We start from the raw sequence: 17,650 nt of genomic DNA, 5'->3' as shown, positions 1-17,650 counted from the left end.
GGTTCCCGATCGTGGCGATGGCCCTTGCTCTCGGGCTCGCTCTGTCCGGCTGCGGGAGCGAGGACACGCTTCGGGCGGACGCGGGGAAGAAGAGCGGTATGAACATGCAGGAAGCCGCCGAACAGTCCGACAAGATGCTCGACGCGGTACTGGACGGCATCGACCCGGAGGTCGAGTGGGCGCACGGTCCGACGACGACGCGCGCCTGCGGGGTGACCCGCAGGCGGACCGTGATGACCATCGTGTCGGCCGACCGCCGCGAGATGTTCCTGGACCGGGTGGAGACCTTCTGGCGGGACAACGACTACCGGATCAAGGCGGTCAACGCCGACAAGGTGTTCCCCGCCGTCTACGCCGTGACGAAGAGCGGGTTCGGCATCAGCGTCAGCATTCGCGGCAAGGGCCAGGCCTTCTTCGAGGCGGACAGCCCCTGCGTGAAGGAGTCGAAGGTCGCCGACCCCACCGCCGAGCCGAACGGTCCCGCGTACGAAGGCGTTTACCCGCTGCCCCGTCCCAACGTCCGCTCCGACTTCTGGTCCGCCGGAGCGTCCTGAGGGGCGGTCAGACCCACCGATGACCCGAACGACTCGTACACACCCTCGAAAACGCCCTTGAACCACGCACGAATGGGGGATGGTTGAGGGGTGCGGAAATTTTGGGTGATCGGTGGGATCGGCGTCGGGATGGCCATGTGCTTCGTGGCCCTGCTCGTCGTCGGTACGTACTCGGCCGCCGCCGGGATCGCGGGAGCCGGCGGCGGTGGTGCCGTGGGGCTGGCCAAGGGGGCCGTTCCGGCGCGGTATCAGCCGCTGGTCCAGAAGTGGGGCAACCTCTGTCCCGCCATCAACCCCGCGCTCCTGGCCGCCCAGCTGTACCAGGAGAGCGGATGGAACCCGAAGGCGCAGAGCCACGCCGCCGCGCAGGGCATCGCGCAGTTCATCCCCGGGACCTGGGCTTCGCACGGGGTCGACGGGGACAAGGACGGCGACCGGGACGTATGGGACCCGGCGGACGCGATTCCGTCCGCGGCCTCGTACGACTGTGAGCTCGCCGGGTATGTGAAGAAGGTCCCGGGCGACCCCACCGACAACATGCTGGCCGCCTACAACGCCGGTGCCTACCGGGTGATCAAGTCGGGCGGGGTCCCCGGGATCGCGGAGACGCAGAACTACGTAAAGATCATCCGGTCCCTGGAGAAGAGCTTCGCCAGGCCAGTCGGCCGCGTCGAGCCGTCCCGGCAGGCGGCCGGTGCCATCTACTTCGCGCAAGGGCGGCTCGGCACCCCGTATCTGTGGGGCGGCAACGGGACGAAGGAGCAGGGCGGCCGGTTCGACTGTTCCGGGCTGACCCAGGCCGCGTACCGCACCGTCGACATCGACCTGCCCCGGGTGGCCAACGACCAGTACAACGCCGGGCCGCACCCCTCGCGGGACGAGCTGCTGCCGGGGGACCTGGTGTTCTTCTCCGACGACCTGACCAATTCGCGGGCCATCCGGCACGTGGGGCTCTACGTCGGCGGCGGGTACATGATCAACGCTCCGTACACCGGGTCCGTGATCCGGTTCGACAAGATCGACACCCCCGATTACTTCGGTGCGACGCGGGTCACCAAGGACGGGGCCGCCGCTCTTCCCAGGGACCTTCCCACGGCCTGACCGGGAACGGGAGCGGTAAGGGACCGGAGCGGGACGGGAGCGGGACCGGTGAGCGGTACGGAAACGGGCCGGTCCGGGCGGGGGCCGGGGCCGGGGGCTCGGCCGCGCCTGACGGAGAGTCGGCCGTGGCCGGAACTCTCCGTGAAGCCTGGGCCCTGAGCTGCGACGATGAGTCACTCTTCGATAACGTCATGGTGATCATTCGGTGGAGAGCGGAACGTAGACGGCGGGCAGGCCGTTCCCTGAACTGGGACAGCATGCGCACTGACCATGCGGGCGCCGGTCCTGACGTCGTGCGACAGCGTGGTCGCACGGTGACGGGATCGCAGCAGCTGGACCGCGGTATCCGGATCGCACCGAACACGGGGGTTCGACCGATGCGGCGCGCGTGGACGCGCGTCGCGGCAGCAGACAAGGCAAGGGGCCGCAGCAGATGGCTGGACTCGCACTCGATGGGTCGAACCCCGACGTCAGCCTGCTCTACGACATCAACGGGCTGGCGAAGGCCGCTCCCGCCTGGTTCGACCGGGTCATGGAGTTCGTCGGTGAGTACGGGATCATGCTCGGCATGGTCCTGGTGGGCCTGTGGTGCTGGTGGAGCGTTCGCCGGCGCGGCACGGCCGAGGACTCGGTGGCGGCCGTCGCCGGGATCATCTGGGCGCCGCTCGCCGCGGGGATCGCCCTGCTCATCAACATCCCGATCCGTGGGTTCGTGGAGCGGCCGCGTCCGTTCAACGACCACGACGGTCTCGACGTGCTGGTGAAGGGCAAGACGGACTTCTCGTTCGTCAGCGACCACGCCACGATGGCGATGGCGATCGCCGTCGGACTCTTCGTGGCCAACCGGAAGTTCGGGTTCGTCGCCCTCGGGCTCGCGTTCGTCGAAGGTTTCTGCCGCGTCTACATGGGCGTGCACTACCCCACCGACGTGATCGGCGGCATGGCTCTCGGCACCGCCGTGGCCCTGCTGCTCGCACCGCTGGCCATGGCGCTGCTGACCCCGCTGGTGACGGCCGTCTCCCGGTCGGAACGGGTGGGCGGGCTCGTACGGTCCCGTCGTCCCGGCGTCGCGTCCGCCGACGGGCGTGAGGACGCGCTCGGGATTCCCGAGCCGCGGCCGGGGTCCGGCCGCGGCAACGCCGGGGAGAAGGACCTGGCGGCCTGATCCGGGCCCCACAGTGCCCCGGGCCTCACGGCTTCGGATCTGACACAGCGCCCCGGGGCCTCACGGCCTCGGGGCTTTGTCGTGCCCGGCGAACCCCACCGTGCCGGACGGAGACCTCACCCCGTCCGGAGACCCCACCGTGCCGGACGGCCTCGGAGCGCCTCGGGGAAAGCCTCACAGTGCCTGGGGGAGGTCTCACAGCGCCTCGGGGAAAGCCTCACAGCGCCTGGGGGAAAGTGAAAAGGCCCGTCGGGTCGTACCGCTTCCTCAGGCGCGTCAGGCGGTCCGCCGATGTGCCGTAGTAGGCCGTCCGCCAATCGGTCAGCCGAGGGTCCGCGTAGTTCTGGTACGCCGCTCCCGACGCGTATCTGCGCAGCGCCCCATGAGTGTTTTTCAGCCACTCCTGTTGCGCGGTACCGGAGCTGTCGGGGCGCCAGGAACCGATGTACTGGGCGAGCATCCGTGAACGGCGGTGGACGAACGCCGTCGCCTGCGGGTCGACCCGGTTGATGGCCCCGCCCAGCGCGGTCAGGGCAACGGAACCGCCGCCTCCGCCCTGCTCCCGCGCCGCGCCGATCCGGGTGAACGCTTCCGTCCGGTCGATCAGGGCGCGCAGGCCCGCCGGGGGGAGCGACCCCGTGAAGAAGTCGGACGCGGCGGCGTACGTCTCGCGCTGGAGGACCCCGTCCGCCGTACGGCCCGGTGTCGTACCCGGCAGATGGCACTGCGCGTCCGTGATGCCCGAGCAGCCCGCGTACACGAGCATCGCCTCCTGGTAGCTGCGGCGGCGCAGCGATACGGAGGAGGCCGAGGCGCCTATTCGGTCGGCGAGGCGGTCGACGGCGTTCTGCAGGTCCCCGTACGTACCGAGGCTGAAGGCGGCGACCGTGAGGGTGGGGGTGCCGCCGCCCGGACCTGCGGCGAGGTGGACGGAGGACCAGATCTCGTCCGGCTGGTCGGGACCCCACTCCTGCCAGGCGGCGAGGACCGCCTGGGCGCGGGACCAGGGCCAGCTGAGGTAGGCGCCGACCGTCCGGGGGGCCGGGCGGGTGCGGAAGCGGAGTTCCGTGACGACGCCGAAGTTGCCGTTGCCCGCGCCGCGCAGCGCCCAGAACAGGTCCTGATGGTGGGAGGCGTCCGCCGTGACCGTCCTGCCGTCGGCCGTGACCAGCCGGGCCGAGGTCAGGCTGTCGCAGGTCAGACCGTACGCACGGGACGCGACGCCGTGGCCGCCGCCGAGCGTGAGACCGGAGATGCCGACGGTGGGACAGGAGCCGCCCGGGATGGTGCGGCCGTGCCGGGCGAGGCCCTGGTAGACGTCGATGAGTCGGGCGCCCGCGCCGATGGTGCTGTCGGTGCCGTCGCGGTCGACCCGGGCGAGCGAGGAGACGTCGATGACGAGGCGGCCGTCGCCGCTGGACCAGCCCGCGTAGGAGTGGCCGCCGCCGCGGATCGCCACGGGGGTGCCGGTCGAGCGGGCGAAGGCCAGGCAGGCGCGGATGTCGTCCTCGTGCCGCGCGTACGCCACCGCTGCGGGCTTCAGACCGTCGAACCGGGTGTTGTAGAGCTGCCGGGCCGTGGCGTACGCGGAGTCGCCGGGCCGTACGAGGGTGCCGTCGAGGCCGCGGGCCAGCGCCGGCCAGTCGGCCCGGGACGGTGAGGCGGACCCGGACGGGCCGGACCCGGACGAAGCGGACCCGGACGGGGCGGGGTGGGGCGCGGCGGACGCGGTGCCGCTGCCCGCGCCGGAGCCCTTGCCGTTGCCGTGGTCCGGGGGATCGCAGGCCGTGGCGGTGGCGGTGGTGAGCGCCGCGGCGAGGCCGGTGCCCAGCACGGTGCGGCGGGTCGGCGCGGTGGGGGCGTTCATGGGACCTCCGGGTCGGGCCTCCGGCCGGAACGTGCGACGGTCAGGGAATATCGGGGAACATCCCGCAATATCCGGGAGCGTTCGCGAGCATCCGGAACGCTCGCGAGCAGTTCGGGACCTTCAGGGTGCTTCAGGGAGTGGAGAGGTGCTCTTCGGCGTCGGTGCGGGCCCGGTCCCGTGATCTGCGGGCAGGTCCCGACCAGCCGCAGGTGCAGCGGGCCAGGCAGAACGAGCCCCGTTCGACCGTCGTGGTGCTGTGCGCCGCGACGTACGACGGGGGCGGGACCCGCAGAGGGGCGAGAGAGGTGAGGGGGGCGAGGGGGGCGGAAGGAGCGGGTGCCGGGGTGGTGGGGGCTGGGGTGGGGGCTTCCTCATGCACGCGTCCACGGTACTGGCGGCAGCCCCCGTACGGGAGGGTGAGCGGGCCGATCCGTCCGCCGCTGCGGGAGGGGGCGCGGCGGGGGCGCGCCGGGGCGGCGTGACGGGGGACCCCGGTGGTCGTTATGCGGGGCGGGTGAGGGCTCGGTCGGGCGGTAAGTCGTTGGGGGTTGGCAGGCGATGGTGGTGCGGCAGCACAGGTGCGGAGGCGGGCCCCTGGCGGTCCGCGCCCTCGCGGTGGCGGGTGTGATGGCGGTGGCCGCCGGGTGTGCGGGTGGTGGCGGCAGCGGCGGGGCGGGGGCCGGCGGCCGTGCCGTGTCCGCGGAGCGTCCGGCCCTTGTGCTCGGGCGGGCGGCCGACGTGCTGGTCGAGTCGGGCGGCGCGGAGACGCGTACGTCCATGGAGACGGCGGTCGGCGGGACCCGGGTGACGATCAGGGGACAGGGGACGTACGACTTCCGCAGGCAGCTCGGGCAGATCAAGGTCGTGCTCCCGAAGGACGCCGCGGGCGCCGACGGGCACCGGCCGATCATCGAGCTGCTGGCCCCCGGGGCCCTCTACATGAAGCACCGCGGCGCCGGAGTCCCCGACGACAAGTGGGTCAGGGTCGACACGACGGCTCTGGAGGACGGCAATCTCGTCACCGGCGGGGTCACCGATCCGATGGCCGCGGCCGAACTGCTGCGCGGCGCACGCGAGGTGACGTACCGGGGGAGGACGGAGCTGGCCGGGGTGGCGGTGCGTCACTACCGGGGCGTCGCGGACCTGGGGCGGGCGGCGCGGACGGCCTCACCGCTGTCGCGCGATGCGCTGGCCGCGGCGGCGAAAGGGTTCAGCAGGGACGCGGTGCCGTTCGACGCGTATCTGGACGACGAGGGGCGGCTGCGGAAGGTGCGCCACCGCTTCAGCTTCGCCGCCGAGGGGCCCGCGGTGTCCGTGATCTCGACCATGCTCCTGTACGGGTTCGGGTCGACGGTCACCGTGACGTTGCCGGACGATGCCCACATCTATACGGGCAGGATCAGGCAGAGCTGACGCGGCGGGCGGGGCCGGGAGCGAGGGGGTGTGGTGCGTGGGGTCCGGTTGGGTGGCCGAAATGGTCCGTCCGTGCCATGCGCGGCACGTATCGCGATCCCTACGCTAGGAAGCGGTACGCCAAGGGCCGGCGCCGGCGGGGATACGGCAGAGAGAGGTGACGCAGGTGGTGACGCTCAGCGCTCCGAACGCTCAGGACTGTGTGGCTCTCGCCGAGATCGAATGGTGCGGCGAGCTGATGATCGCGGCATCGGCCAGCCGTGAGGAACGCCTCAGTCCGGACCGCATCGACGAGGTGCTCGACGTCCGAGGAGACGTACGGGGAGACGTACGGGGAGATGCAAGGGCCGGTGCCCGGGGAGACGGACGGGGAGACGCCCGGGGAGACGTACGGGCCGATATCCGGGCCGAGGTCCGGGGTGACGTTCGCGCCGACGCCCGCGGCGATGTCCGGACGGACGCCCGGAGGGACGTCAGGGACACCCGGGACAGCCGAGACCCCCGGGACGGCTGCGGCGTCGGTGGACAGCGGACGTCGGTCCCCCGGCAGGCCGGTTGCCGGGGGTGACATCCCGCGCGCCGCGGGCCTTCGTGCACCGGCTCATGTACGGAGCAGCCGGGCGATCGCCTTCGTGGCCTCCTCGACCTTCGCGTCGATCTCCTCGCCGCCCTTGACCGAGGCGTCGGCGACGCAGTGGCGCAGGTGCTCCTCCAGGAGCTGGAGCGCGAAGGACTGCAGGGCCTTGGTGGAGGCCGAGACCTGCGTGAGTATGTCGATGCAGTAGACGTCCTCGTCGACCATGCGCTGCAGGCCGCGGATCTGGCCCTCGATCCGGCGCAGCCGCTTGAGGTGTTCGTCCTTCTGATGGTGGTAGCCGTGGATGCCGCGGTCGTGGTCGGTGAGCACCTCGGCCGGTGCCGCCGGTGCCGCCGGGTCCGGTGTCTGTGCCGAGCCCGTGGCCTCGGTGGTGGTCATCGCGTCCGTCATTGCGTCCTCCCGTTGTCCTCTTTGCCTATGTCCGAGATACCCCTGCTGGGTATATCGTAACGAATCCAGCCGAAACGTGACCGGGGTCCCGTGCTGATCACTGTGCCCGATGGGCGACACTGACAAGGCCGGTTAGCCGTGGCCGGATGATGCGCCTAGCATCAGCCTGACCGAATCCAAAGCACCCCGAGGACCCCACGTGCGCTTTCGTCTGACCCCCAGGGAGACGAGCTTCTACGACATGTTTTCCGCGTCCGCGGACAACATCGTCACGGGCTCGAAACTCCTCATGGAACTGCTCGGGGCGGATTCTGCCTCCCGAGTCGAGATCGCGGAGCGTATGCGGGCAGCGGAGCACGCGGGGGACGATGCCACCCACGCGATCTTCCACCAGCTCAACTCCTCCTTCATCACGCCGTTCGACCGCGAGGACATCTACAACCTCGCTTCGTCGCTCGACGACATCATGGACTTCATGGAGGAGGCCGTCGACCTGGTCGTGCTGTACCAGGTCGAAGAGCTCCCCAAGGGTGTCGAGCAGCAGATCGAGGTGCTGGCCCGCGCGGCGGAGCTGACCGCCGAGGCCATGCCGAGCCTGCGCACCATGGAGAACCTCACCGAGTACTGGATCGAGGTCAACCGTCTGGAGAACCAGGCCGACCAGATCCACCGCAAGCTGCTCGCCCAGCTCTTCAATGGCAAGTACGACGCCATGGAGGTTCTGAAGCTCAAGCAGATCGTGGACGTACTGGAAGAGGCGGCTGACGCGTTCGAGCACGTCGCCAACACCGTGGAGACCATCGCGGTCAAGGAGTCCTGAACCACGTGGACACCTTTGCGCTGATCGTGACCATTGGTGTCGCGCTCGGCTTCACATATACGAACGGCTTCCACGACTCGGCGAACGCCATCGCCACCTCGGTCTCCACCCGGGCGCTGACCCCGCGGGCGGCCCTGGCGATGGCCGCCGTGATGAACCTCGCGGGCGCCTTCCTGGGACAGGGGGTCGCCAAGACGGTCAGCGAAGGGCTCATCGCCACGCCCCAGGGGCAGAAGGGGATGGGGATCCTGTTCGCGGCGCTGGTCGGCGCGATCATCTGGAACCTCGTCACCTGGTACTACGGCCTGCCGTCCTCGTCCTCGCACGCGCTGTTCGGCGGCATGGTCGGTGCGGCACTGGCCGGCGGGACGATGGTGCACTGGGACGGGGTGCTGGAGAAGATCGTCATCCCGATGTTCCTCTCGCCGATCGTCGGCCTGGTCGTCGGCTATCTGGTGATGGTGGCCATCATGTGGATGTTCCGGAACGCCAACCCGCACAAGGCCAAGCGCGGCTTCCGGATCGCGCAGACGGTATCGGCGGCCGGCATGGCGCTCGGGCACGGCCTCCAGGACGCGCAGAAGACGATGGGCATCGTCGTGATGGCGCTGGTCATCGCCGATGTCGAGGGGCCGAACGACGAGATCCCGGTCTGGGTGAAGATCGCCTGTGCGCTGATGCTCTCGCTCGGTACGTACGCGGGCGGCTGGCGCATCATGCGTACGCTCGGCCGCAAGATCATCGAGCTGGACCCGCCGCAGGGCTTCGCGGCCGAGACGACCGGTGCCTCGATCATGTTCGGCTCCGCGTTCCTGTTCCACGCGCCGATCTCCACGACGCATGTCATCACCTCGGCGATCATGGGTGTCGGTGCCACCAAGCGGGTGAACGCGGTGCGGTGGGGCGTGGCGAAGAACATCATCCTCGGCTGGTTCATCACCATGCCGGCCGCGGCGCTCGTCGCCGCGCTGAGCTACGGGATCGTCGTCCTGCTGTTCGGCTGATCGGGTATTCACAGCCGATCGGGTAGTCATATGGGTCCGCCCCCGTTCTCTCTCCGGAGAGCGGGGGCGGACCCTTTTGCCTTGTGGTGGCACCGCCATGCAGCACCGCAAGGCCGTCTGTGGGTTATCCGAAGCGGCCGGAGATGTAGTCCTCCGTCGCCTGGACCGACGGGTTGGAGAAGATCCGCTCCGTCTCGTCTATCTCGATGAGGCGGCCGGGCTTGCCCACCGCCGAGAGGTTGAAGAACGCCGTGCGGTCCGAGACACGGGCCGCCTGCTGCATGTTGTGCGTCACGATGACGATCGTGAAGCGCTCCTTCAGCTCGCCGATCAGGTCCTCGATGGCGAGGGTCGAGATCGGGTCGAGCGCGGAGCACGGCTCGTCCATCAGCAGGACGTCCGGCTCGACCGCGATGGCGCGGGCGATGCACAGGCGCTGCTGCTGGCCGCCGGAGAGGCCGGAGCCGGGCTTGTTGAGGCGGTCCTTGACCTCGTTCCAGAGGTTCGCGCCGCGCAGGGACTTCTCGACCGTGTCGTTCAGCTCGTTCTTGCGGTAGCCGCCGTTCAGGCGCAGGCCCGCCGCGACGTTGTCGAAGATCGACATGGTCGGGAACGGGTTCGGGCGCTGGAAGACCATGCCGACCGTGCGGCGCACGGTGACGGGGTCGACGTTCGAGCCGTAGAGGTCCTCGTCGTCCAGCAGCACCTTGCCCTCGACGCGGCCGCCGGGGGTGACCTCGTGCATCCGGTTCAGGGTGCGCAGGAAGGTGGACTTGCCGCAGCCGGACGGGCCGATGAAGGCGGTCACGGAGCGGGGCTCCACGGTCATCGAGATGTCCTCGATGGCCTTGTGGCTGCCGTAGTAGGCGGTCAGTCCGCTGATGTCGATGCGCTTGGCCATGATCAGATCACTGCTTCTTTCGGGAGGTCGCTGGTGGCCGCGTCAGCGACCGGTCTTCGGGGCCTTCCAGCGGGCGATGCCGCGGGCCACGAGATTGAGGATCATGACGAAGGCGATCAGGACCAGGGCAGCGGCCCAGGCACGGTCGTACGCGGCGGGCTCGCCGATCTTGTACTGCTCCCAGATGTAGAAGGGGAGCGAGGACTGAGCGCCTTCGAAGGGGTTCGGGTTGATCAGCTGGCTGCCGAAGACCAGCAGCATGATCGGGGCGGTCTCACCGGCGATGCGGGCGATGGCGAGCATGACACCGGTCGTGATGCCACCGATCGCGGTCGGCAGGACCACCTTCAGGATGGTGCGCCACTTCGGGATGCCGAGGGCGAGGGACGCCTCGCGGAGCTCGTTGGGGACGAGCTTGAGCATCTCCTCGGTGGAGCGGACCACGACCGGGACCATCAGGATCGTCAGGGCCAGCGCGCCCATCAGGCCGGACGGCTGGAGCCCGGCCATCAGCATGATCGACAGGATGAAGAGACCGGCCACGATCGACGGGATACCGGTCATCACGTCGACGAAGAAGGTGACGGCCTTGGCGAGGGCGCCCTTGCCGTACTCCACCAGGTAGACGGCGGTCAGCAGACCGATCGGGGCGGAGATCGCCGTGGCGATACCGACCTGCTCCAGGGTGCCGATCAGCGCGTGGTAGACACCGCCGCTGGCCTCGGAACCGAGCACTCCGGCCATGGAGTGGGTCAGGAAGTATCCGTCCAGACGCTCCGCGCCGCGGCTGACGGTGGTCCAGAGCAGCGAGGCGAGCGGGACGATGGCGATCAGGAAGCAGACCCACACGACACTGGTGGCGAGGCGGTCCTTGGCCTGGCGCTGGTTCTCGACGACGGTGGTCGCCACGTACGAGATCACCAGGAAGAGCAGGGCGGAGATCAGCCCCCACTGGGTGCGGCTGTGCCAGCCGGCGGCCACGCCGATGCCGACGCCGAGGGCGAGGGCGACGGCGGCGAAGCCGAGCGGGGCCAGGCGGGGCAGGGTCCGGCTGCTGAGGCTGTTCTTCGGCGCGGTCGTCGTCACGGGCTTCGGGCGTTCCTCGACACTGGTAGGTGCGTGGCTCATGCGTTGGCCCCCGAGTACTCCTTGCGGCGGGCGATGATGAGCCGGGCCGCGCCGTTGACCAGCAGGGTGAGGATGAAGAGGACGAGGCCGGAGGCGATCAGGGCGTCGCGTCCGAAGGCGTCGGCCTCGTCGAACTTCGCGGCGATGTTCTGGGCGAACGTCCCGCCGCCCGGGTTGAGCACGTGCAGCGAGATCAGGAAGCTCGGCGACAGGACCGTGGCGACGGCCATCGTCTCGCCGAGTGCCCGGCCCAGACCCAGCATCGAGGCGGAGATCACGCCGGAGCGGCCGAAGGGCAGCACCGAGAGGCGGATGACCTCCCAGCGGGTGGCGCCGAGGGCGAGCGCGGCTTCCTCGTTCATCTTCGGGACCTGGAGGAAGACCTCGCGGCTGACGCTGGTCACGATCGGCAGGATCATGATGGCCAGCAGGATGCCGACGGTGAAGAGCGAGCGGGCGACGCCGACCTCGGTCTTCTCGAAGATGTACGTCCAGCCGAAGAACTGGTCGAGCCAGAGGTTCAGGCCCTCCAGGTACGGCACGAGGACGAGTGCGCCCCAGATGCCGTAGACGATGCTCGGTACGGCGGCGAGCAGATCGACGACGTACGCGAGGGGTGCGGCCAGCTTGCGCGGCGCGTAGTGCGAGATGAAGAGGGCGATGCCGACAGCGATCGGAACCGCGATGAACATCGCGATGATCGAGCTGACGACGGTGCCGAAGAGCAGGACCGCGATACCGAAGACCGGCGGGTCACCGGCCGGGTTCCAGTCGAAGGTGGTGAGGAAGTTGCCTTCGTCCTTCGAGACGGCCAGGACGGCGCGGTAGCTGAGGAACACGGCGATCGACGCCATGAGCACGAGCAGCAGAATGCCCGAACCCCGCGAGAGGCCCAGGAAGATCTTGTCGCCGGCGCGCCCGGTGGACTTGGCGGGGGGCGTTCGCCGGACCGGCGGGGCCGGTGGCGTGTCTATCGGTGTGGTGGAAGCCATGGTCTTTCCGGTCTGTGTGGGGGAGCTGTGCGCTCCCCTGGCGGCGGTGCACCGGATGGAGTGGGGCGGATGGGGCTGGTGTTGCGGTGTTGCTGGCGTTGCTGGCGTTGCTGGTGGAGAGGGGGTGGCGGGCCGGTCCGGAGGGGTGCGCCGGGCCGGCCTGCCGGGTGGTGCGTGTGGCGCAGGTGGTGCGGGTGTTGCCGGTGTGCCGTTCGGTTAGGAAAGGCTGCCGATGGTCTCGCGGACCTTGGCGTTGATCTCGGCGGGGATCGGGGCGTAGCCGGCCTCGGAGAGGACCTTCTGGCCCTCGTCGGACGCGGTGTAGGTCAGGAAGGACTTGACCGTGCCGAGGGTGTCGGCCTTGTTGCCGGTGTCGCAGACGACCTCGTACGTCACCAGGACCAGCGGGTAGGCGCCCTCGGCCTTGGTGGTGTAGTCCAGGTCGAGCGCCAGGTCCTTGCCGGTGCCCTTGACCTTGGCTGCGGCGATGGCCTTGGAGGCGTTCTCCGAGGTGGCCTTGACCGGGGCGGCGCCGCCGGTGTTGATGTCGACGGTGGAGATGTCCTGCGAGGCGGCGTAGGAGAGCTCGAAGTAACCGATCGCGCCGTCGACCTGCTTCACCTGGGCGGCGACGCCGGAGGAGCCGGACGCGGCCTGGCCACCGGGGGCCGGCCACTTCTTCTCGGCCTCGTACTTCCAGTCGCTCGGGGCCGCGGCGCCGAGGTACTTGCCGAGGTTCTGCGTGGTGCCGGAGTCCTCGGAGCGGTGGAAGGCCTGGATGGCCTTGTCCGGGAGCTTGGCGCCGTCGTTGAGCTTGGCGATCGCCGGGTCGTTCCACTTCTTGATCTTGTTGTCGAAGATCTTGGCGAGCGTGGGGGCGTCCAGCGTGAGGCTGTCGACACCCTCCAGGTGGAAGCCGACCGCGATCGGGCCGCCGACCATCGGGAGGTTGATGCCCTGGCCGGTCTTGCAGGTCTTCTTCGAGTCGGCGACCTCTTCGGGCTTCAGCGCCGAGTCGGAGCCGGCGAAGCCGACGGTGCCCTGGTTGAAGGCGATGATGCCTTCGCCGGAGGAGGAGGACTTGTAGTTGATCTCCACACCGGAACAAGCGGCCATGTAGTTCTTGACCCAGAGGTCCATGGCGTTCTTCTGTGCGCTGGAGCCGGATGCGCGCAGCTGGCCCTTGGCGTCGTCGCACTTGATGTTCGACGCCGCGCTCGTCTTCTCGCCGCTGCCGCCGGTGCTGCCGTCGCCGCTGTTGTTGTCCGAACCGCACGCCGTGAGGACCAGGGCGCCGGAGACGGCGAGGGCACCGAGCGCGGTGGCACGAAGCCGGTTCTTGCGCTGAAGCTTCACTTTCGGGTGTTCCTTCCAGGAGCCGCCGTGGTCTGTTCGTTCTACGACGGCGTGCGATGAGGATCGGTGTTGCGGCTTGGCGCCGCGCACCGTGTACGTCCGAAATTAGGCAGAACAGGTGAAGCGGCCCACGGAAGGGAGTGAACGGAAGGTGAACCGTGTCGGGCAGGCGGGGGGCGGGCCACGATGAGCCGGTCCGAGGGGTGACCACGGAGGTGACCTGGCAGGTGACCGGACGGGTGACCTGGGAGGTGATCAGCGGGGTGACCTGGGGCGCGGTCAGGCGGGGCCGGGCGCGTGGTCGGGCGGGGCCGGGCGCGTGGTCGGCGGGCGGTCAGGCGCGCGGGAGGAGGTCCGGGAGGGCCGCTTCCAGCTGGTCCCGGTCCCGCGGGCGGGTCAGGCGGTTGCGCGCCGCCGTGGGGGAGAGCCAGGCGAGGCGGTCCACCTCGTCGTTGGGGGCGAAGGCACCGCTCGTGGCCTCGGCCGCCCAGTACGTGACCTCCTTGGGCCGGCCATTGACCACGTACCGCGACGTCGGGAGCCGGGTCCCCGGGGTGCAGTGGTGGCCGGTCTCCTCCAGCACCTCGCGCAGGGCACCGTCCAACGCCGCCTCGCCCCGCTTCAGCTTCCCTTTCGGGAACGACCAGTCGTCGTATTTCGGCCGGTGTACGAGACAGATCTCCGGCCCACCGTCGTACGGGGACCGGCGCCACAGCACGCAGCCCGCGGCCAGCACGGGCGCCGGGTCCGGCACCGACCCCGCGTAGCCCGCCGCGCGGTCGCGGTCAGCGTCGCGGTCACCGGCACCGTCCGGTACGGACCCCGTGCCGCTCATGGTGCGGTCGCGGCCGCCGCGTACGGCCAGGTCTCCCGGAACACCCCGCGTGCCGCCTCCACCTCGTGCCGCTGGTCCGCGTGGAGCACCCCGAGGGCGTACGCCGTCGCCGGGGCGATCCGCGGGGTGCGGGCCGCCGCTGCCGCCGCCGCTGCCGCCTCCGCCGCGTCCCGGTGCCGATCGAGGGCGTTCCCCGCCCCGGCCAGGACCGGATCGGGCGCGCCCAGCACCACCTCGTGGGCGTACCGGTGCAGCCGCAACAGCAGGCGGGCCTGGTGCCAGGGCGCGTCCTGCGCCTCGTTGTAGGGCTCGGCCGTCGCGTCGGGCGGCAGCGCCGCCACCGCACCGAGCAGCCGCTGCTCGGCCCGTTCGGCCGACTCCAGGAGGGCTTCGGCGGCCGGACCCGTGGCCCCCGCCGCCAGCGGGACCTCGGAGGCCAGCAGCGCGACGGCGTCGGCGACCGCGTGGAAGCGGGAGGAGCCGAGCGCCTGGAGGGCGGCGGAGTGGGCGCGGGTCCGGGCCAGGGTCAGCTGGCGTTCCAGGAGCGCCCCGGCCCGTGCCGTCCCGACGCCGAGCGCGGCCCGTTCCTGGCCGGGGGCGGCCGGGGACGCGGATGCCGGAGCCGTGGCGGAGCCACCGGAGGAGCGTGCCGTGGGCAGGGCGGCGCCCGAGAGCTGGTGCAGGGCTTCGAGCAGCCGGACGAGCCGGGTGGAGTAGGCGTGCTCGCGGGCGAGCGTGCCGGAGAGCCAGGCCAGTTCCGTACGGAGCTGGTCGGCCCAGACCGGGTCGAGCAGCCCCCGGAAGGTGTGCAGCGAGCCGCTGATCCGGCGGGCGGACCGGCGCAGCGCGCTCGCGGCCGCGTCGGCTCCCCGGGGACCGGGGTCCGTCGGGGCGCTGTGCTCGCGGTGCAGGCGCAGGCTGCGCAGGAAGTCCGCGGCCTGCGCCCGGAGGTAGGGCGCGAGGACCGCCTCCGCGCTCAGGTCCGCGGGGTCCCGCGTCGTCGTCTGGTGGTCAGGGCGTCGCACGCCGGCGCCTCCGGGCATCAATGAGCATTTCCTGTACGTGCCGCAGCGGCTGGCCGTCCGCGTCCGTGGCGTGCCGGGTCCAGTTGCCGTCGGGACCCAGGTGCCAGGAGGCGGTGGTGTCGGCCATGCCGGTCTCCAGGAGCCGGCTGAGCGCGGCGCGGTGGGCGGGGTCGGTGACCCGGACCAGTGCTTCGATCCGGCGGTCGAGGTTGCGGTGCATCATGTCGGCGCTGCCGAACCACACCTCGGGCTCTCCTCCGTTGCCGAAGGAGAAGACCCGCGAGTGTTCGAGGAAGCGGCCCAGTATCGAGCGGACCCGGATGTTCTCGGAGAGGCCGGTGACGCCGGGGCGGATCGCGCAGATCCCGCGTACCCAGATGTCGACCGGCACTCCCGCCATCGCGGCCCGGTAGCAGGCGTCCACGATCGCTTCGTCGACCATCGAGTTGACCTTGAAGCGGACGTAGGCGGGGCGCCCGGCGCGGTGGTGGGCGATCTCCTTGTTGATACGGGTGATCAGTCCGTCGCGCAGGGACTTCGGGGCGACCAGCAGCCGGCGGTAGGTCTCGCGGCGCGAGTAGCCGGAGAGCCGGTTGAACAGGTCGGAGAGGTCCGCGCCCACCTGCGGGTCCGCGGTGAGCAGGCCGAGGTCCTCGTACAGCCGGGCGGTCTTGGGGTGGTAGTTGCCGGTGCCGACGTGGGAGTAGCGGCGCAGCGTGTCGCCCTCCTGGCGGACGACGAGCGAGAGCTTGCAGTGGGTCTTCAGCCCGACGAGGCCGTACACGACATGGCAGCCGGCCTCCTCCAGCTTGCGGGCCCATTTGATGTTGGCCTGCTCGTCGAAGCGGGCCTTGATCTCGACGAGGACGAGGACCTGTTTGCCGGACTCGGCCGCGTCGATCAGGGCGTCCACTATCGGGGAGTCGCCGGAGGTCCGGTACAGCGTCTGCTTGATCGCGAGCACGTCCGGGTCGCCCGCCGCCTGTTCCAGGAACGCCTGGACGGAGGTGGAGAACGAGTCGTACGGGTGGTGCAGCAGGACGTCGCGTTCGCGCAGGGCGGCGAAGATGTCGGGCGCGGAGGCGGATTCGACCTCGGCGAGATCGCGGTGGGTGCCCGCGATGAACTTGGGGAACTTCAGCTCCGGCCGGTCCAGCGAGGCGATGGCGAACAGTCCGGTGAGGTCGAGCGGGCCGGGCAGCGGGTAGACCTCGGCGTCGGACACCTTCAGCTCGCGGACCAGCAGGTCCAGGACGTACGGGTCGATGGACTCCTCGACCTCCAGCCGGACCGGCGGGCCGAAGCGGCGCCGCATGAGCTCCTTCTCCAGGGCCTGGAGGAGATTCTCGGCGTCGTCCTCCTCGACCTCCAGGTCCTCGTTCCTGGTGACCCGGAACATGTGGTGGGCGAGGACCTCCATGCCCGGGAAGAGCTCCTCCAGGTGCGCGGCGATGATGTCCTCGATGGGGACGTAGCGCTGCGGGGAAGCCTCCAGGAAGCGGGTCAGCAGCGGCGGCACCTTGACGCGCGCGAAGTGGCGGTGGCCGCTGACCGGATTGCGTACGACGACGGCGAGGTTGAGCGAGAGGCCCGAGATGTACGGGAAGGGGTGCGCCGGGTCGACGGCCAGCGGGGTCAGGACCGGGAAGACCCGCTGGCGGAAGAAGGTGAACAGGCGGGCCTGTTCCTTCTCGGTCAGCTCCGGCCAGCGGATCAGCTGGATGCCCTCGTCGGACAGGGCGGGCGCGATGTCCTGCTGGTAGCAGGCGGCGTGCCGGGCCATGAGTTCGCGCGAGCGGGTCCAGATCAGTTCGAGGACCTCGCGGGGCTGCAGCCCGGACGCGGAGCGGGTGGCGACGCCGGTGGCGATACGGCGCTTGAGTCCGGCCACCCGGACCATGAAGAACTCGTCCAGGTTCGAGGCGAAGATGGCGAGGAAATTAGCCCGTTCGAGTACCGGTGTCGTCGGATCCTCGGCCAGTTCGAGGACGCGTTCGTTGAAGGCGAGCCAGCTGCGCTCCCGGTCGAGGAAACGGCCCTGGGGAAGTTCGTCGCCGTCCCGGTCGGGCTCGTACGCGTCCGCGTCGGCGTCGAGGTCGGGATCCAGGTCGGCGGCGGTGGAGAAGCCGACGTTGCGGGACGAGGCGGTGGCATGCGGCCGGTGCGCGGCGAGGGAACCGACGGACGGCTGGGCGGGCTGGACGGGGACCTCGGAGCTGGGCTGCTGGCTCATGTACCTATTGTTCCGCGCGTACGGCCCTCCAGGCTCGTCGGAGCCGGGAAAGATCGCGGAGGGACCGGGGAAGCCGGGTTCGGTTCCGCGCGCTGTTCCGGGTGCTCTCCCGGGTTCCTTCCGGGGGACTCTCCCGTTGCGGGGGGTGGGCACAGCTGGCTGCATCCCGTGAGGGTCGCAAGAGTGTCTGAATGGCCGGTAACGGCGACATGACATGCAGGATGCGGTGTGCCTGCCGGTGGGGCTCGGACGCACCGTACGCGCGTCT

General features: G+C 70.3%; 17 protein-coding genes. 7 read left to right on the top strand and 10 right to left on the bottom strand.

Going from position 1 to position 17,650, the window contains the following annotated elements; translation table 11 throughout:
* Positions 1-17 precede the first annotated feature (17 nt).
* From OG413_RS09010 to OG413_RS09000, 3 genes are all read left to right on the top strand, one after another.
* On the top strand, positions 18-554 hold the full coding sequence (locus tag OG413_RS09010) for a hypothetical protein (RefSeq protein WP_266810007.1): 537 nt from the start codon (positions 18-20) through the stop codon (positions 552-554).
* A 105-nt stretch (positions 555-659) separates the two neighbouring features.
* Positions 660-1,655 carry a bifunctional lytic transglycosylase/C40 family peptidase gene (locus OG413_RS09005; protein ID WP_323137826.1) on the top strand — a complete coding sequence of 332 codons (996 nt, stop codon included), beginning with the start codon at positions 660-662 and terminating at the stop codon, positions 1,653-1,655.
* Between the two features lie 433 nt (positions 1,656-2,088).
* A complete protein-coding gene (locus OG413_RS09000) occupies positions 2,089-2,820 on the top strand; it encodes a phosphatase PAP2 family protein (RefSeq protein ID WP_266804116.1) in 732 nt (243 codons plus the stop codon).
* A gap of 217 nt (positions 2,821-3,037) precedes the next feature.
* Here the strand turns inward: OG413_RS09000 and OG413_RS08995 are convergent, their stop codons facing one another.
* Together OG413_RS08995 and OG413_RS08990 are read right to left on the bottom strand one after the other, a co-directional pair.
* A complete protein-coding gene (locus OG413_RS08995) occupies positions 3,038-4,687 on the bottom strand; it encodes an FAD-binding oxidoreductase (RefSeq protein ID WP_266804114.1) in 1,650 nt (549 codons plus the stop codon).
* A 130-nt stretch (positions 4,688-4,817) separates the two neighbouring features.
* Positions 4,818-5,066, bottom strand: coding sequence for a hypothetical protein (locus tag OG413_RS08990; RefSeq protein ID WP_266810409.1), 249 nt, complete (start codon positions 5,064-5,066; stop codon positions 4,818-4,820).
* Between the two features lie 179 nt (positions 5,067-5,245).
* On the opposite strand from OG413_RS08990, the gene OG413_RS08985 reads away from it, so the two are divergent.
* Together OG413_RS08985 and OG413_RS08980 are read left to right on the top strand one after the other, a co-directional pair.
* A complete protein-coding gene (locus tag OG413_RS08985) occupies positions 5,246-6,100 on the top strand; it encodes a hypothetical protein (protein WP_266804112.1) in 855 nt (284 codons plus the stop codon).
* A gap of 169 nt (positions 6,101-6,269) precedes the next feature.
* On the top strand, positions 6,270-6,668 hold the full coding sequence (locus tag OG413_RS08980) for a hypothetical protein (RefSeq protein ID WP_266810407.1): 399 nt from the start codon (positions 6,270-6,272) through the stop codon (positions 6,666-6,668).
* A gap of 33 nt (positions 6,669-6,701) precedes the next feature.
* Here OG413_RS08980 and OG413_RS08975 read toward each other — a convergent pair whose 3' ends face one another.
* A complete protein-coding gene (locus OG413_RS08975) occupies positions 6,702-7,076 on the bottom strand; it encodes a metal-sensitive transcriptional regulator (protein WP_266810004.1) in 375 nt (124 codons plus the stop codon).
* 211 nt (positions 7,077-7,287) lie between these two features.
* Here OG413_RS08975 and OG413_RS08970 point away from each other — a divergent pair, with 211 nt between their 5' ends.
* Positions 7,288-7,908, top strand: coding sequence for a DUF47 domain-containing protein (locus OG413_RS08970; protein ID WP_073720505.1), 621 nt, complete (start codon positions 7,288-7,290; stop codon positions 7,906-7,908).
* A gap of 5 nt (positions 7,909-7,913) precedes the next feature.
* Complete coding sequence (locus tag OG413_RS08965) at positions 7,914-8,912, top strand: inorganic phosphate transporter (RefSeq protein WP_073720504.1); 999 nt, start codon at positions 7,914-7,916, stop codon at positions 8,910-8,912.
* Positions 8,913-9,036: 124 nt separating this feature from the next.
* Here OG413_RS08965 and pstB read toward each other — a convergent pair whose 3' ends face one another.
* The 7 genes from pstB to OG413_RS08930 all read right to left on the bottom strand — a co-directional run bounded on the left by pstB (position 9,037) and on the right by OG413_RS08930 (position 17,382).
* Positions 9,037-9,813 carry a phosphate ABC transporter ATP-binding protein PstB gene (pstB, locus tag OG413_RS08960; protein WP_073720503.1) on the bottom strand — a complete coding sequence of 259 codons (777 nt, stop codon included), beginning with the start codon at positions 9,811-9,813 and terminating at the stop codon, positions 9,037-9,039.
* A 42-nt stretch (positions 9,814-9,855) separates the two neighbouring features.
* On the bottom strand, positions 9,856-10,941 hold the full coding sequence (gene pstA / locus OG413_RS08955) for a phosphate ABC transporter permease PstA (protein ID WP_266804105.1): 1,086 nt from the start codon (positions 10,939-10,941) through the stop codon (positions 9,856-9,858).
* Complete coding sequence (gene pstC, locus OG413_RS08950) at positions 10,938-11,933, bottom strand: phosphate ABC transporter permease subunit PstC (protein ID WP_266804103.1); 996 nt, start codon at positions 11,931-11,933, stop codon at positions 10,938-10,940. The genes pstA and pstC overlap by 4 nt, the downstream gene beginning before the upstream one ends.
* Before the next feature lie 216 nt (positions 11,934-12,149).
* On the bottom strand, positions 12,150-13,289 hold the full coding sequence (gene pstS / locus OG413_RS08945) for a phosphate ABC transporter substrate-binding protein PstS (protein WP_266804101.1): 1,140 nt from the start codon (positions 13,287-13,289) through the stop codon (positions 12,150-12,152).
* Positions 13,290-13,623: 334 nt separating this feature from the next.
* A complete protein-coding gene (locus OG413_RS08940; RefSeq protein ID WP_266804099.1) occupies positions 13,624-14,124 on the bottom strand; it encodes an NUDIX hydrolase in 501 nt (166 codons plus the stop codon).
* A complete protein-coding gene (locus OG413_RS08935) occupies positions 14,121-15,167 on the bottom strand; it encodes a CHAD domain-containing protein (protein ID WP_266804098.1) in 1,047 nt (348 codons plus the stop codon). The genes OG413_RS08940 and OG413_RS08935 overlap by 4 nt, the downstream gene beginning before the upstream one ends.
* Positions 15,136-17,382 carry an RNA degradosome polyphosphate kinase gene (locus OG413_RS08930; protein ID WP_266804096.1) on the bottom strand — a complete coding sequence of 749 codons (2,247 nt, stop codon included), beginning with the start codon at positions 17,380-17,382 and terminating at the stop codon, positions 15,136-15,138. The genes OG413_RS08935 and OG413_RS08930 overlap by 32 nt, the downstream gene beginning before the upstream one ends.
* Positions 17,383-17,650 lie beyond the last annotated feature (268 nt).

This window comes from Streptomyces sp. NBC_01433, from assembly GCF_026340105.1.
In the GTDB taxonomy this organism is placed as follows: Bacteria; Actinomycetota; Actinomycetes; order Streptomycetales; family Streptomycetaceae; genus Streptomyces.
The sequence above is the reverse complement of the archived record's forward strand: the minus strand, read 5'-3'. Positions and strand labels throughout refer to the sequence as shown.